This is a genomic window from Stenotrophomonas sp. 2201_Sma (genome assembly GCF_056486685.1).
Genome location: NZ_CM151329.1, coordinates 3,689,815 through 3,704,236 on the forward strand (window position 1 = coordinate 3,689,815; position 14,422 = coordinate 3,704,236).

12 protein-coding genes are annotated in these 14,422 nt (G+C 67.1%); 10 read left to right on the top strand and 2 right to left on the bottom strand.

The features are described from left to right. Nucleotides 1-293: 293 nt before the first annotated feature. The gene (gene ggt, locus ACZLIF_RS17035) at nucleotides 294-2,012 is read right to left on the bottom strand and encodes a gamma-glutamyltransferase (RefSeq protein WP_164972416.1); all 1,719 of its coding nucleotides are present in this window, start codon (nucleotides 2,010-2,012) and stop codon (nucleotides 294-296) included. A 696-nt stretch (nucleotides 2,013-2,708) separates the two neighbouring features. Between ggt and ilvC the strand changes: the two genes are divergently transcribed. The 9 genes from ilvC to leuB all read left to right on the top strand — a co-directional run bounded on the left by ilvC (nucleotide 2,709) and on the right by leuB (nucleotide 12,370). Beyond that, nucleotides 2,709-3,683: a ketol-acid reductoisomerase gene (ilvC, locus tag ACZLIF_RS17040; RefSeq protein WP_053520296.1), complete on the top strand. Its 975-nt coding sequence runs from the start codon at nucleotides 2,709-2,711 to the stop codon at nucleotides 3,681-3,683. 37 nt (nucleotides 3,684-3,720) lie between these two features. Beyond that, a complete protein-coding gene (gene ilvG, locus ACZLIF_RS17045; RefSeq protein WP_065175100.1) occupies nucleotides 3,721-5,457 on the top strand; it encodes an acetolactate synthase 2 catalytic subunit in 1,737 nt (578 codons plus the stop codon). Further along, nucleotides 5,441-5,704: an ACT domain-containing protein gene (locus ACZLIF_RS17050; RefSeq protein WP_053520294.1), complete on the top strand. Its 264-nt coding sequence runs from the start codon at nucleotides 5,441-5,443 to the stop codon at nucleotides 5,702-5,704. Before ilvG ends, ACZLIF_RS17050 begins: the two co-directional genes overlap by 17 nt. Before the next feature lie 96 nt (nucleotides 5,705-5,800). Continuing rightward, nucleotides 5,801-6,892, top strand: a complete 1,092-nt coding sequence (locus tag ACZLIF_RS17055; RefSeq protein ID WP_065175101.1) for a threonine dehydratase — start codon at nucleotides 5,801-5,803, stop codon at nucleotides 6,890-6,892. After that, nucleotides 6,889-8,475: a 2-isopropylmalate synthase gene (locus ACZLIF_RS17060; protein WP_065181712.1), complete on the top strand. Its 1,587-nt coding sequence runs from the start codon at nucleotides 6,889-6,891 to the stop codon at nucleotides 8,473-8,475. Before ACZLIF_RS17055 ends, ACZLIF_RS17060 begins: the two co-directional genes overlap by 4 nt. Before the next feature lie 10 nt (nucleotides 8,476-8,485). Further along, complete coding sequence (locus ACZLIF_RS17065) at nucleotides 8,486-9,262, top strand: class I SAM-dependent methyltransferase (protein ID WP_111186152.1); 777 nt, start codon at nucleotides 8,486-8,488, stop codon at nucleotides 9,260-9,262. Between the two features lie 60 nt (nucleotides 9,263-9,322). Beyond that, complete coding sequence (gene leuC, locus ACZLIF_RS17070) at nucleotides 9,323-10,741, top strand: 3-isopropylmalate dehydratase large subunit (protein ID WP_065181714.1); 1,419 nt, start codon at nucleotides 9,323-9,325, stop codon at nucleotides 10,739-10,741. Continuing rightward, nucleotides 10,741-11,319 (top strand): 3-isopropylmalate dehydratase small subunit, encoded by a 579-nt coding sequence (gene leuD / locus ACZLIF_RS17075; RefSeq protein WP_053520097.1) that lies wholly within the window; start codon nucleotides 10,741-10,743, stop codon nucleotides 11,317-11,319. Before leuC ends, leuD begins: the two co-directional genes overlap by 1 nt. Then, nucleotides 11,309-12,370, top strand: coding sequence for a 3-isopropylmalate dehydrogenase (gene leuB, locus ACZLIF_RS17080; RefSeq protein WP_128990249.1), 1,062 nt, complete (start codon nucleotides 11,309-11,311; stop codon nucleotides 12,368-12,370). The genes leuD and leuB overlap by 11 nt, the downstream gene beginning before the upstream one ends. Before the next feature lie 112 nt (nucleotides 12,371-12,482). Here leuB and ACZLIF_RS17085 read toward each other — a convergent pair whose 3' ends face one another. After that, nucleotides 12,483-13,256: an SDR family oxidoreductase gene (locus tag ACZLIF_RS17085; protein WP_053520099.1), complete on the bottom strand. Its 774-nt coding sequence runs from the start codon at nucleotides 13,254-13,256 to the stop codon at nucleotides 12,483-12,485. A 117-nt stretch (nucleotides 13,257-13,373) separates the two neighbouring features. Here ACZLIF_RS17085 and ACZLIF_RS17090 point away from each other — a divergent pair, with 117 nt between their 5' ends. Beyond that, nucleotides 13,374-14,279, top strand: a complete 906-nt coding sequence (locus ACZLIF_RS17090) for a LysR family transcriptional regulator (protein WP_128990251.1) — start codon at nucleotides 13,374-13,376, stop codon at nucleotides 14,277-14,279. Nucleotides 14,280-14,422: the final 143 nt, after the last annotated feature.

Sequence of the window (14,422 nt, forward strand, 5' to 3'; positions counted from 1 at the left end):
CGGAAAACACGAAGGGGTCGGATCCGTTTCCTCTGGAAAACGGATCCGACCCCAACCCACAGCGCGCGGCTGTCGCTTCTGCTTTTGAACTTCTTATTTCTCTTCCTGCGGTGGCGGCCACGGAAACTGTCCGTGGCCGGGTGGGTGGGTTGGCTGGGGGCGTGAGCCGCATGGATGCGGCGACCGAGCTTACATGGACGTACTTGCAGCGGCCCCCAGCCAACCCACCCGCCCGGCCAAACCCGGCATTACGGAAACCACCGCAGAGGGGGCTCAGCCCGGTGGCCGGAACCTCAATACCCCGCCGCCTGCCCATCCTTTCGACTCTCCGACGCGCCGTAGTACACCCCCGTGTCCGGATCCCGCATGATCGCCTGATACCCGCCATACGGACCGTCGGCGAACACGATGCGATGCCCCTTGCGCATCAACGCACGCACCGTTTCGTACGGGAAGCCCGTCTCCAGGTTCACCTCCCCCCCATCGGTCATCGCCGAGGCCTGCCCGGTGGGCTCCGTGGAACCTTCATGCTGGATGCGCGGTGCATCTCCGGCCTCCTGCAGGTTCATGCCGAAGTCCACCAGGTTCATCACGATCTGCGCGTGGCCCTGCGGCTGCATCGCACCGCCCATCACGCCGAAACTGGCATAGGGCTTTCCATCCTTGGTGATGAACGCCGGAATGATGGTCTGGAACGGACGCTTGCCCGGTGCGTAGCCGTTCGGATGGTTCTTCTGCAGCACGAACATCTCGCCGCGGTCCTGCAGGATGAAGCCGAGCCCCGGGGGCGCCATGCCGCTGCCCATCCCGCGGTAGTTCGACTGGATCAGCGACACCATCATGCCGTCAGCATCGGCCACGGTCATGTAGATCGTATCGCCCTCCTCCAGCTGCTTCGGCGTGCCCGGCTGCACTTCCTTCAACGCCTTGTCCATGGAAATCAGTGCACGCCGCTGAGCGGCATACTCCTTGGAAATTAGCTTCTGGACCGGTGCGGGCTGGAAGGCCATGTCGGCGTAGAAGCGCGCACGATCGGCGAAGGCCAGCTTCTTGGCCTCCACGAACAGATGCACGTGCTCGGGCGAGCCGAATGGAATCTTCGAGAAGTCGTAGCCTTCAAGTACGTTGAGAATCTGCAGCGCGGCGATGCCCTGGCTGTTCGGCGGCAACTCCCATACGTCGTAACCGCGATAGTTGCTGCTGACCGGCTCGACCCACTCGCCGTGGTGGTCGGCCATGTCCTGGTAGCTCAGGTAGCCACCATTGGCCTTGAAGTAATCGCCGATGGTGTGGGCGATCTCGCCCTTGTAGAAGGCATCCCGGCCGCCGTCGGCCACCTTCTGCAACGTATCGGCCAGGTTCGGGTTCTTCCACATCTCGCCCTTGCGCGGGGCATGCCCGTTGACCGTGAACTGTTCCTTGAAGCCGGGATACTGCGACAGCCGTGGCACGGAACGATCCCAGTAATAGGCGATCACCTCGGCCACCGGGTGGCCTTCGCGCGCGTAGCGGATGGCGGGCGCAAGATTGTCGGCCATGGGCTTGCGGCCAAAGCGGCCATGCAGGGCGAACCAGCCATCGACGGCACCCGGCACGGAGACCGGCAACGGCCCGGTCGCCGGGATCTCCTTCAGGCCGCGGCGCTGGAACTCGGCCAGGGTCAGCGACTTCGGCGAGCGGCCGGACCCGTTGTAGCCGTACAGCTTCTGTGTCTTCGGGTCCCAGACGATGGCGAACAGATCGCCACCGATGCCATTGCCGGTCGGCTCCATCAGGCCCAGCGCAGCATTGGCGGCGATGGCGGCATCGACCGCCGAGCCGCCGGATTTCATCACGTCCAGTGCGATCTGGGTGGCCAGTGGCTGCGAAGTGGCCGCCATGGCGTGAGGCGCGATGACTTCCGAGCGGGTGGCGAAGGTGTGGCCGGTGATGCGGTCGGCAGCGAGGGAAAGCGCGGGCATGGCCGCCAGGACGGCGGCAGCCAGCAGGGAACGGGCAAGGCGTCGGGACACAGTCGGGTTCCGATGGAAGGGTGGTAGCACCGATCATCGCCGCTGCGGCCTTCACGCGGTATCGGGCAGAGGTCATGGGGCGAGGCGGCCGCGGCGACCGCTGCCGGCACCGGGTCATGCCCGGCGGGCAGAACCCCCAAAATCCGCGCAAAAACCTTGGTGAAAGGAGTGAATTCGGGTTCACCGAAACACTTTCAGCGGCAACCATCCTTGCGCCACAAGCGATTCCGCTGGACGCAGCGGAAAGTGCCTGGAATCACCCCGACAAGGGTTGACATCGTCAAAACAGCTGTGTTTCTCTCGATCACATGCTGCAACACAACACACCACCGCGAACCCACATCGAAGCCGCCGACATCGGCGCCGCGTCGCTGCGTTCGATTCTTGTGCTCGTACTTATTACCCAACCAACAGGTGCGGGACGAGCCAGCGTGTAAGCAGATAGAACACACCGGAACTCGATCAAAAACCCGCACCCGCCCAGGTGCGGGTTTTTTCATTTCAAGACCTGGTTTCAGACGCAACCACCATGACCACCGCCTTCTGCAAAACCCGGACCTGCTGCACCATGATGCCTCGTGGCGGCCGTTCCTGTGCGATGCGCGGCCCCTCCTCCACCGCTTTCCCCTGACCGGCCGGTACGTCGCTTCGACGACCGGCCGTTCTTTTTTCTTCCCACCGCAAGGAACCTCCCCCATGAGCACCAACGACCTGCCCCAGACCAAGATCGCCGTCATCGGCTACGGCAGCCAGGGCCGCGCCCACGCACTGAACCTGCGCGAATCCGGCTTCGATGTGGTGGTAGGCCTGCGGCCGGGCGGCCCGACCGAAGCCAAGGCCCAGGCCGATGGCTTCACCGTCGTGGCTCCCGCCGATGCGGTGAAGGATGCCGACCTGGTCGCCGTGCTGACTCCGGACATGGTGCAGAAGAAGCTCTACAACGACGTGCTGGCGCCCAACATGAAGCAGGGCGCGTGCCTGCTGTTCGCTCACGGCCTCAATGTCCACTACGGCATGATCGAGCCGCGCGCCGACCTGGACGTGGTGCTGGTCGCACCGAAGGGCCCGGGCGCGCTGGTGCGTCGCGAGTACGAGATCGGCCGTGGCGTTCCGTGCATCTGGGCGGTCTACCAGGACACCAGCGGCCAGGCCGCGCAGCATGCGCAGGCCTATGCGACCGGTCTCGGTGGCGCCCGCGCCAATCTGATCCAGACCACCTTCAAGGAAGAAACCGAGACCGACCTGTTCGGTGAGCAGGCGGTGCTGTGCGGTGGCGCCTCGGCGCTGGTACAGGCCGGTTTCGAGACCCTGGTGGAAGCCGGCTACCAGCCCGAGATCGCCTATTACGAAGTGCTGCACGAACTGAAGCTGATCGTGGACCTGTTCTACGAAGGCGGCATCTCGCGCATGCTGGAATTCATCTCCGAAACCGCGCAGTACGGCGACTACGTCAGCGGTCCGCGGGTGATCGATGCCGGCACCAAGGAGCGCATGAAGGAAGTACTGAAGGACATCCAGGACGGCACCTTCACCAAGAACTGGGTGGCCGAGTACGAAGCGGGCCTGCCGAACTACAACCGGTTCAAGCAGGCCGACCTGGAGCATCCGATCGAGAAGGTAGGCAAGGAACTGCGCGCCAAGATGGTCTGGTTGCAAGGACAGGCCGCGTAACCACGCGGCCCTCCCCCACCCGCTTGCAAGGTCCCCCATGAACTCTTCCACACACCGCAGCGCGCCACCCAACGGGGCGCGCTGGCTGACCCAGGCACTGGAGGCCGAAGGCGTCCGCACGCTGTTCGGCTATCCCGGCGGCACCATCATGCCGTTCTACGACGCGCTGGTGGATTCGTCGTTGAAGCACATCCTGGTGCGGCACGAGCAGGGCGCGGCGCTGGCCGCCAACGGTTTCGCACGCGCCAGCGGCCAGGTGGGCGTCTGCGTGGCCACCTCCGGCCCCGGCGCATCGAACCTGGTCACCGGTATCGCCGATGCGATGCTGGACTCGGTGCCGATGGTCTGCATCACCGGCCAGGTCGGTACGCCCCTGCTGGGTACCGACGCCTTCCAGGAGCTGGATGTGTTCGGGCTGACGATGCCCATCGTCAAGCACAGCTGGCTGGTACGCAGCGTCGATGACCTGCCCCGCGTGGTCGCCGATGCCTTCCGCATTGCCCGCGAAGGACGTCCCGGCCCGGTGCTGATCGACCTGCCCAAGGACGTGCAGGTGGCCGATGCCAGTCACCTGCCGGTGCATGTGCCGAGCAGCGTCGAACCGCCGCCGGCAGCCACCGACGCCGCCATCGCCGACGCCATCGCAGCGCTGGCGGCGGCGGATAAGCCGGTGGTGTATGCCGGCGGCGGCATCGCACTTGGCGATGCGGTGCAGGATCTGCGCGATTTCGTCGAGGCCAGTGGCATTCCCACGGTGATGACCCTGCGTGGACTGGGCGCTCTGCCGGCACACCATCCGCAGTCGCTGGGCATGCTGGGCATGCACGGCACCCGCGCTGCCAACATGGCGGTGCAGGAAAGCGACCTGCTGCTGGTGCTGGGCGCACGCTTCGATGATCGCGCCACCGGCAAGCTGGCGGAGTTCGCTCCGTTCGCGCGCGTGGTCCATATCGATGCCGATGCGTACGAGATCTCCAAGCTGCGCAGCGCCGACGTCGCCGTGCCCGGCAATGTCGGCCACGCCATCCGTGCCCTGCATGCGGCCTTCCCCTCCCCCAGGGCCCATCAGGACGCATGGCGCAGCCGCTGTGCGCAGCATCGCGACCGCTTCGCCGCCCGCTACGACGCGCCAGGGCAGCACATCTACGCACCGGCGCTGCTGAAGCGCCTGAGCGAACTGGCACCCGCCGACACGGTGATTGCCTGCGACGTCGGCCAGCACCAGATGTGGGTCGCCCAGCATTGCCGTTTCAATCATCCGCGCAACCATCTGACCAGCGGCGCGCTGGGCACGATGGGCTTCGGCCTGCCGGCGGCGATGGGCGCGCAGTTTGCCTGCCCGGAGCGCACCGTGGTGCTGGTGTCCGGCGATGGCAGCTTCATGATGAACGTGCAGGAGCTGGCGACCATCGCCCGGTGCCGGTTGCCGGTGAAGATCGTGCTGCTGGACAACGGCTCACTGGGCATGGTCCGGCAGTGGCAGGAGCTGTTCTTCGCCGAGCGCTACAGCGAGATCGATCTGTCCGACAACCCGGATTTCGTCGCCCTGGCCCAGGTGTTCGGCATCGCCGCCAGCCGCATCGATTCGCGCGATGACGTCGAAGGCGGCCTGGCCGCGCTGCTGGCCGAGCCGGGCCCGGCGTTGCTGCACGTAGCCATCGACGCGCGCGCCAACGTGTGGCCGCTGGTGCCGCCGAACACCGCCAACAGCACCATGCTGGAAAGCAATCCAGCCCATGCCCGCCAGGAGATTCCCAATGCAATACCGGCTTGACCTGGTGCTGCAGCCGGCCGAAGGCGCGCTGCTGCGCGTGATCGGCATGGCCGAGCGCCGTGGCTTCGCGCCGCGTTCGATCAGCGGTGCTCCGGACGCCGCCGATGACGGACGCTGGCACCTGCAGCTGGTCGTGGACGGCCAGCGACCGGCGGAGACGCTGTGCCGGCAGATCGAAAAGATCTACGACTGCGTATCGGTGGAGCTGACGCCGGTAGACAGCAGCATCGAAGGAGTATCGCAATGAACACCCGTACCGTTGTGACCACGGTGCCGGTACGGAGGCGTCTTCTTCGCCGCCCGTACCCGCATGCGGTGGTCGCGCACACCGCGCCGGTGGCCCATGCCGGCCGCTGATACCAGCAAGGAAAGTGATGTCGGCGACGTAAGCGTCGCCGATGTCCTGGCCGCGCAGGCGCGCCTGCGCCGCTTCCTGCCGCCCACGCCACTGCATCATGCCGAACGCTTCGGTACCTGGCTGAAGCTGGAGAATCTGCAACGGACCGGCTCCTACAAGGTGCGCGGGGCGTTGAATGCCCTGCTGGCCGGCCGCGAGCGCGGTGACAGCCGCCCGGTGATCTGCGCCTCGGCAGGCAATCACGCCCAGGGCGTTGCCTGGGCCGCCTACCGGCTGGATGTCCCCGCGATCACCGTGATGCCGCACGGTGCACCGGCAACCAAGATCGCCGGTGTCGCCCATTGGGGTGCCACCGTACGCCAGCACGGCAACAGTTATGACGAGGCCTGCGCCTTCGCCGTCGAACTGGCGCAGCGTCATGGCTATCGCTTCCTGTCCGCCTTCGACGACGCCGACGTGATCGCTGGCCAGGGGACGGTCGGCATCGAGCTGGCCGCGCACGCGCCGGACGTGGTGATCGTACCGATCGGCGGTGGCGGCCTGGCCGCCGGCGTCGCCCTGGCGCTCAAGTCGCAGGGTGTGCGCGTGATTGGTGCACAGGTGGAAGGCGTGGACTCGATGGCCCGTGCGATCCAAGGCGATGTCCGCGAGGTCGCCCCGGTGGCATCGCTGGCCGATGGCGTGCGGGTGAAGATCCCCGGCTTCCTGACCCGTCGCCTGTGCAGTTCGCTGCTGGACGACGTGGTGATCGTGCGCGAGGCCGAACTGCGTGAAACGCTGGTGCGGCTGGCACTGGAAGAACACATCATCGCCGAAGGCGCGGGCGCGCTGGCACTGGCTGCTGGTCGACGCATCGCCGGGCGCCGCAAGTGCGCCGTGGTCTCCGGCGGCAACATCGATGCCGGCGTGCTGGCCGGCCTGCTGACCGACATCCGCCCACGCCCGCCGCGCAAGCCGCGCCGGCGTCGCGCCGAGACGCCCCGCCCGCCGGCACGGACCGGCGTCACGCCCACCACCGCTGCCCCCCCTTCCCCCCTGCACGCCGTTGCACCTGTTGTCGAGGAGATCTCCCTGTGACCACCATCGAACGAATTACCACCCCGCGCATCCGCATCTTCGACACCACCCTGCGTGACGGCGAGCAGTCCCCCGGCTGCAGCATGAGCCCACCGCAGAAGCTGGTGATGGCGCGTGCGCTGGACGAACTGGGCGTGGACATCATCGAGACCGGCTTCCCGGCCAGCTCGCAGTCCGACCGCGAAGCGATGGCCCTGATCGGCCGCGAACTGCGCCGTCCGGGCCTGAGCCTGGCCGTGCTGTCGCGCTGCCTGCAGGCCGATATCGAGACCTCGGCACGTGCCCTGGAAGCTGCGGCCAACCCGCGCCTGCACGTGTTCCTGTCGACCAGCCCGCTGCACCGCGAGCACAAGCTGCGGATGACCCGCGAGCAGGTGCTGGAGTCGGTACGCAAGCATGTATCGCTGGCCCGTTCCTACATCGACGATGTCGAATTCTCGGCCGAAGATGCCACCCGCACCGAGCTGGACTACCTGATCGAGGTCTCGCGCGTGGCCATCGCCGCCGGCGCCACCACCATCAACCTGCCCGACACCGTCGGCTTCACCACGCCGGAGGAAATCCGCGCGATGTTCCAGCAGGTCATTGCCGGCGTGGCCGACGTGCCCAATGCCGCCAACGTGATCTTCAGCGCGCACTGCCACAACGACCTGGGACTGGCTGTGGCCAACTCCCTGGCCGCCATCGAGGGCGGCGCCCGCCAGGTCGAGTGCACCGTCAACGGCATCGGTGAACGCGCCGGCAACTGCTCACTGGAAGAAATCGCGATGGCGCTGAAGGTGCGCCAGGCCTTCTACGAGCAGGACACCGCGATCAACACCCCGCGCATCGTCGGCACCTCGCAGCTGCTGCAGCGCCTGGTCGGCATGCCGGTGCAGCGCAACAAGGCCATCGTCGGCGCCAATGCCTTCGCCCATGAATCGGGCATCCACCAGCATGGCATGCTGCGCCATCGCGGCACCTACGAAATCATGCGCCCGGAAGACGTGGGCTGGGAGGATTCGCAGATGGTGCTGGGCCGCCACAGTGGCCGCGCCGCCGTCGAAGCGCGCCTGCGTGCACTGGGCTTCTGGCTGGACGAAGAAGAGCTGAAGCTGGTGTTCGAACAGTTCAAGGGCCTGTGCGAGCAGCAGCGGGTAGTCACCGATGCCGACCTGCAGACCTTGATGCAGGGCGGCGCCAATGCACAGGGCTATCGCCTGGCCTCGATGACCATCAGCGATGTCGGCAGTCGCGCCAATGCACTGGTCGAGCTGTCCGACCCGGACGGCAACCGCGTGGCCGAGACCGCGCAGGGCGATGGCCCGGTGGATGCGCTGTTCGGCGCGTTGTCGGCCGCCACCGGCGTGCAGCTGATGCTCGACAGCTATCACGTGCACAGCGTCGGCATCGGTGCCGATGCACGCGGCGAGGCCAACCTGAGCGTGCGCCACGACGGCATCGAATACGACGGCACCGGCACCAGCAAGGACATCATCGAAGCCTCCGCGCTGGCCTGGCTGGACGTTGCCAACCGGCTGCTGCGCCAACGCCAGGCTGCTGCCAGCAGCGTCAGCGAAACCGCCACCCCTGCCACCGCCTGAGAAACCTGACATGAGCGCCTTCGACACGACCACGTCCGCTACGGCGGGCCAGCAGTGGAACGCCCAGGACTATGCGATCGATGCCGGCTTCGTGCCGCTGCTCGGCGGCGCGGTGTCGCGCCTGCTCGACCCGCGCGCCGGTGAGCACATCCTCGATCTGGGCTGTGGCGATGGGGTGCTCAGCAGTGAACTGGCGTTGAGCGGTGCACGCATCCACGGCGTGGACGCGTCGCCGGAACTGGTGATCGCCGCGCGCGCGCGCGGCGTCGATGCGCAGGTGATGGACGGCCATGCCCTGTCCTTCGACAGCGCGTTCGACGCGGTGTTCAGCAACGCCGCGCTGCATTGGATGCGCCACCCCGACGCCGTGCTGGAAGGCGTGCGCCGTGCACTGCGTCCCGGCGGCCGCTTCGTGGCCGAGTTCGGTGGCCATGGCAACGTGGCGACCATCATCGCCGCGGTGCAGGCCGCACGTGCTGCGCATGGCCATGGCGCCAGCGGTTTCCAGTGGTATTTCCCGACCGCCGACGCCTATGCCGACCGCCTGCGCCAGCACGGCTTCCAGGTGCAGCTGATCGAATGCCTGCCGCGCCCCACCGCACTGCCGACCGGCGTGGCAGGATGGCTGCGGGTGTTCGCCGCACCGCTGCTGGACGACCTGCCGGTCGAGGCCCGTGCCACCGTTCGCGAGGCCGCCGCGGCCCTGCTGGCCGACCTGCCCCGCAACGCGGCGGGCCAGCCGCTGGCTGACTACGTGCGCCTGCGCGTACTCGCGCGCCGCCGTTGACTTGACCCTTTCCCGTTATTTCCCGATGTTCGTTCAATCGTACTTCTGCCAGGCAACCGCATGACCTCCGCACCCCGCACCCTGTACGACAAACTGTGGGACGCCCACGTGGTCGTTCCCGAATCCGACAGCGCCCCTGCGGTGCTGTACATCGACCTGCACCTGATCCACGAGGTGACCTCGCCGCAGGCGTTCACCGAGCTGCGCGAACGCGGTCTCCGCCCACGCCGGCCGGACCGCACCAAGGCGACGATGGATCATTCCACGCCGACCCTGCCTGCCACCGCCGACGGCCGGCTGCCGTACGCCAGCGCCGCCTCCGAGGCGCAGGTCGCCACGCTTGCGCGCAACTGCAGCGAGCACGGCATCGAACTGTTCGACATGAGCTCGGACAACCGGGGCATCGTCCATGTCATCGCGCCCGAGCAGGGTTTCACCCAGCCCGGCATGACCATCGTCTGCGGCGACAGCCATACCTCCACCCATGGTGCGTTCGGCTCGCTGGCCTTCGGCATCGGCACCAGCGAAGTGGGTCATGTGCTGGCAACACAGTGCCTGCTGCAGCGGAAGGCGAAGACGCTGGCAATCACGGTCGACGGCCCCCTGGCGCCGGGCGTCGGCGCGAAGGACGTGGTCCTGCACATCATCGGTGTGATCGGCGTCAACGGCGGCACAGGCCATGTGATCGAGTTCCGTGGCAGCACCATCGAAGCGATGGACATGGAGCAGCGCATGACCCTGTGCAACATGTCCATCGAGGCCGGCGCGCGCGCGGGCATGGTGGCACCGGACCAGGTCACCTTCGATTTCGTCGCCAACACGCCACGCGGCCCCAAGGGCGCCGATTTCGAGGCGGCCGTGGCCCGTTGGCAGGAACTGCGCAGCGATGAAGGCGCGCGCTTCGACAGCGAAGTCCACATCGATGCAGCCGACATCCGTCCGACCTTGACCTGGGGCACGCATCCCGGCACCGCCATCGCGGTCGATGTGCCGATTCCTGCGGCCAACGACGCCGCCGCGCAGAAGGGCCTGGACTACATGCACTTCCAGGCCGGCCAAGCACTGGCCGGCACGCCGGTCGATGTCGTGTTCGTCGGTTCGTGCACCAACGGCCGCCTCAGCGACATGCGCGAAGTTGCACAGGTGCTGCGCGGCCGCCGCGTCGCCGAGCGCGTGCGCATGCTGGTGGTACCGGGCTCGGAGATCGTCAAGCGCCAGGCCGAAGCGGAGGGCATCGATGAGATCGTGCGTGCAGCCGGTGCCGAATGGCGCGAGCCGGGCTGCTCGATGTGCATCGCCATGAATGGTGATCTGGTCGCCCCCGGCCAACTGGCAGTGAGTACCAGCAACCGCAATTTCGAGGGCCGCCAGGGGCCGGGCTCGCGCACACTGCTGGCCTCGCCGATGAGCGCCGCCTGGGCGGCGGTGAAGGGCCACGTGGCCGATACCCGCGAACTGTTCGCGCAGGAGGTGGCGTAATGGCCGGTTTCCGCACCTTGACCTCGTCCAGCGTCGTGCTGCGCCAGACCAACATCGACACCGACCAGATCATTCCGGCCCGGTTCCTGTCCACCACCGAGCGTGCCGGCCTGGGCCGCAACGCGTTCAATGACTGGCGCTGGCAGTCCGACGGTTCGCCGGTGGCCGATTTCGCCTTCAACCAGCCGCACAATGCCGGCCGCAGCATCCTGCTGGCGGGCCGCAACTTCGGCTGCGGTTCCTCGCGCGAGCACGCGCCGTGGGCACTGACCGACCTGGGCCTGCGCGCCATCGTCAGCAGCGAGATCGCCGACATCTTCCGTGGCAACTCACTGAAGAACGGCCTGCTGCCGATCGTCCTGGACGAGGCCGACGTTCAGGCGCTGATGCAGCGCCCCGACGACGAACTGACCATCGACGTGGCGGCACGCGAGCTGCGTACGCCGGATGGCCGGGTCTACTCCTTCCCGCTGGATGGCTTCTCGCAGACCTGTCTGCTGGAAGGCGTCGATCAACTGGGTTATCTGCTGGGCCGCGTCCCTGACATCGAACGTTACGAGAGTGAGCATGCACGCTGAGATCGTTGTACTCCCCGGTGATGGCATCGGCCCGGAAGTGGCCGCCGCTGCGGTTGCGGTCCTGAAAGCCATCGGCGAACGCTTCAACCACACCTTCACGTTCAGCGAGCACGATATCGGTGGCATCGCCATCGATCGCCATGGCGAGCCCCTGCCCGCCGCCACCCTCGCCGCATGCCAGGCCGCGAATGCCGTGCTGCTGGGTGCAGTGGGTGGACCGAAGTGGTCCGACCCGAACGCCAGGGTGCGCCCCGAGCAGGGCCTGCTGGCGATCCGCAAGGCGCTGGGCCTGTACGCCAACCTGCGGCCGGTGCGTACCCATGATGCCGCCCTGGGGGCATCGCCGATCAAGGCCGAGCTGCTGCAGGGCGTGGACTTCGTAGTGGTACGCGAACTGACCGGCGGCATCTACTTCGGCGACAAGACCCGCGATGCCGACAGCGCCAGCGACCTCTGCCGCTACACCGTGGCCGAAATCGAGCGCGTGCTGCGCAGCGCGTTCCGCCTGGCGCAGCAGCGCCGAGGCAAGGTGACCTCGGTGGACAAGGCCAACGTGCTGGAGACATCGCGCCTGTGGCGCGACGTCGCCGCCCGCATCGGCCGCGAGGAGTTCCCGGACGTCGCGCTGGAACACCAGCTGGTCGATTCGATGGCGATGCACCTGCTGGCCAAGCCACGCGAATACGACGTGATCGTGACCGAAAACATGTTCGGCGACATCCTCACCGACGAGGCCTCGATGCTGGCCGGCTCACTGGGCCTGCTGCCGTCGGCGTCGCTGGGAGAACCGGGTGCGGTCGGCATCTACGAGCCGATCCACGGTTCGGCACCGGACATCGCCGGCAAGGGCATCGCCAACCCCTACGCGACGATCCTCAGCGCGGCCATGCTGCTGCGCCACTCGCTGGGCCTGGATGCCGAAGCGGCGGCTGTGGAGGCGGCCGTGCACGCGGTGCTGGATGATGGCGTGTTCACTGCTGATCTGGCTGCAAAGGGCCAGGCCGTGAGCACGGCGGCGGCGACCGACGCCGTACTGGCGAAGCTGGGCTGACCCGCCGGGCGGCACCTGTAGCGTCGAGCCATGCCCGATGGCTGTTGCATGAGCCGGGCATGGCCCGGCGCCACAGGTGCAGTGCGGTGGAGCCGCGCCCAGCGTGGCCCGGTTACTTGGTGGTGTAGCCACCGTTGACCAGCACCGTCTGCCCGGTCATCCACCAGCCGTCGGTGACCAGGAAACGGATCCACGGCACGATGTCGGCAATGTCGGTCAGACCGGTGCGGGTGAACGCGGACAGCGCCGCCGCGGTCTTGTGATACGCCTGCGCATCGGCACTCTCGGCAGGATAGAAGAACGGCGTGTCCATCGGCCCGGGACCGATCGCGGTCACCGAGATGCCCCGCTCGCCGAACTCCTTCGATGCCGCGCGGGTGAAGTGCTCCACCGGCGCCTTGGTGCCTGCATAGCTGGAGTAGAACGGCGTGTAGGCGCCCAGCAGCGACGTTACCAGGGTGCAGATGCGGCCACCATCATTGACGTGACGGCCGGCCTCCTTGAGGAAGAAGAACGCCGCCTTGGCATTCACCGCGCTCATCTCGTCGTACTCCGCTTCGCTGATCTCCAGCAGCGGCTTCTTCAGGACCTTGCCGACGGTATTGATGGCGACATCGGGACGACCGACGGCTGCGACAGCGTCGGCGAACAGGCGCTCCATGGCGGCAGCGGAGGTCAGGTCACCCTGCAGGGCCACGGCCTTGCTGCCCGCAGCCTGGACCGCCGCGACGGTCGCTTCGGCGTCGGCTTGGCTGGCGTCGCTGTTGTAATGGATGACGATGGCTCCGGCGCCGTGGGCGGCGAAATCGCGGGCGAGCAGGCCACCGAGGTTCTTGGCACCGCCTGCGATCAGCACGGTCTTGCCCTTGAGGGAGTGGTCGGTCATGGCTTCGGTCTCGGAGTGGGGCTGTCCGGGATGGCAACCCTGCCCCGATGACGATATCGTGCGGAAAATGCGGATAAAGCCCGCAACATTGACTTAACTTTCCAGAACGAGCGAACAATGGATCGGATCGACCGCTTCCGCATCTTCAGCCGGGTGGTGGAGTGCGCCAGCTTCACCCGCGCCGCCGACCAGCTCGGACTGCCCCGTTCCACGGTATCGGCGGCGGTCGCCGAACTGGAGCAGCGGCTGGGTACGCGCCTGTTGCAACGCTCGACGCGACGCGTCTCCACCACCCACGATGGCGATGTGTTCCACGCCCGCTGCCTGCGCCTGATCGCCGAGGTCGAAGATGCCGAATCGCTGTTCCGCCAGGAGGACGCGCAGCCGGTCGGCCTGCTGAGGATCGACGTACCCAGCCGTATCGGCAGGCGCATCGTGGCGCCGGCGCTGCCTGGCTTCTTCGCCCGTTACCCGCAGGTGGAGGTGGATCTGGGCATGACCGACCGCGCAGTGAACCTGATCGAGGAAGGCTGCGATGCGGTGTTGAGGGTCGGCCAGCTGGGCGATTCCAGCCTGGTTTCGCGCACGCTGGGCACGCTGGACTTCGTCAACGTGGCTGCGCCGTCCTACCTGCGCGCGTACGGCGTCCCGCAGCAACCGGCGGACCTGCAGCAGCACCGGGCGGTGAACTACGCCTCGCCGACGACCGCGCGGGTGGAACCGTGGGAATGGCAGGACGGAACCCAGCTGCGCACGCTGCCCATGCAGGGTTGGGTGCGGGTGAACAGCGCCGAAGCCTCGATCGCCTGCTGCGTGGCCGGACTGGGACTGCTGCAGATTCCGCGCTATGACGTGCAGGACGAGCTGCAGTCCGGCACGTTGGTGGAAGTGATGCCACGACACGTCGCACAACCGTTGCCGGTGACCCTGCTGCAACCGCATCGGCAGCATCGGGCACAGCGCGTGCACGTATTCCTGGAGTGGCTGGTGCCACTGCTGCGGAGCGGCCTGCAACTGCAGTAGATCCACGCCATGCGTGGATGCTTCTGTAGAGTCGAGCCATGCTCGACTCATCCCATCATCGCGCAAAGAGCAGCCGAGCATGGCTCGGCTCTACAGAAAGCAGATCCCGCGAGCAGAGCCGTGCCAACCAGGGTTGGCACCTG

Bases quoted from the DNA above. Each gene is read 5' to 3' on its own strand.
- ACZLIF_RS17055 (WP_065175101.1), top strand. From the start codon at position 5,801: ATGCCGGCCGCTGATACCAGCAAGGAAAGTGATGTCGGCGACGTAAGC.
- leuB (WP_128990249.1), top strand. From the start codon at position 11,309: ATGCACGCTGAGATCGTTGTACTCCCCGGTGATGGCATCGGCCCGGAA.
- ilvG (WP_065175100.1), top strand. From the start codon at position 3,721: ATGAACTCTTCCACACACCGCAGCGCGCCACCCAACGGGGCGCGCTGG.
- leuD (WP_053520097.1), top strand. From the start codon at position 10,741: ATGGCCGGTTTCCGCACCTTGACCTCGTCCAGCGTCGTGCTGCGCCAG.
- ilvC (WP_053520296.1), top strand. From the start codon at position 2,709: ATGAGCACCAACGACCTGCCCCAGACCAAGATCGCCGTCATCGGCTAC.
- ACZLIF_RS17050 (WP_053520294.1), top strand. From the start codon at position 5,441: ATGCAATACCGGCTTGACCTGGTGCTGCAGCCGGCCGAAGGCGCGCTG.
- leuC (WP_065181714.1), top strand. From the start codon at position 9,323: ATGACCTCCGCACCCCGCACCCTGTACGACAAACTGTGGGACGCCCAC.
- ACZLIF_RS17090 (WP_128990251.1), top strand. From the start codon at position 13,374: ATGGATCGGATCGACCGCTTCCGCATCTTCAGCCGGGTGGTGGAGTGC.
- ACZLIF_RS17065 (WP_111186152.1), top strand. From the start codon at position 8,486: ATGAGCGCCTTCGACACGACCACGTCCGCTACGGCGGGCCAGCAGTGG.
- ACZLIF_RS17085 (WP_053520099.1), bottom strand. From the start codon at position 13,256: ATGACCGACCACTCCCTCAAGGGCAAGACCGTGCTGATCGCAGGCGGT.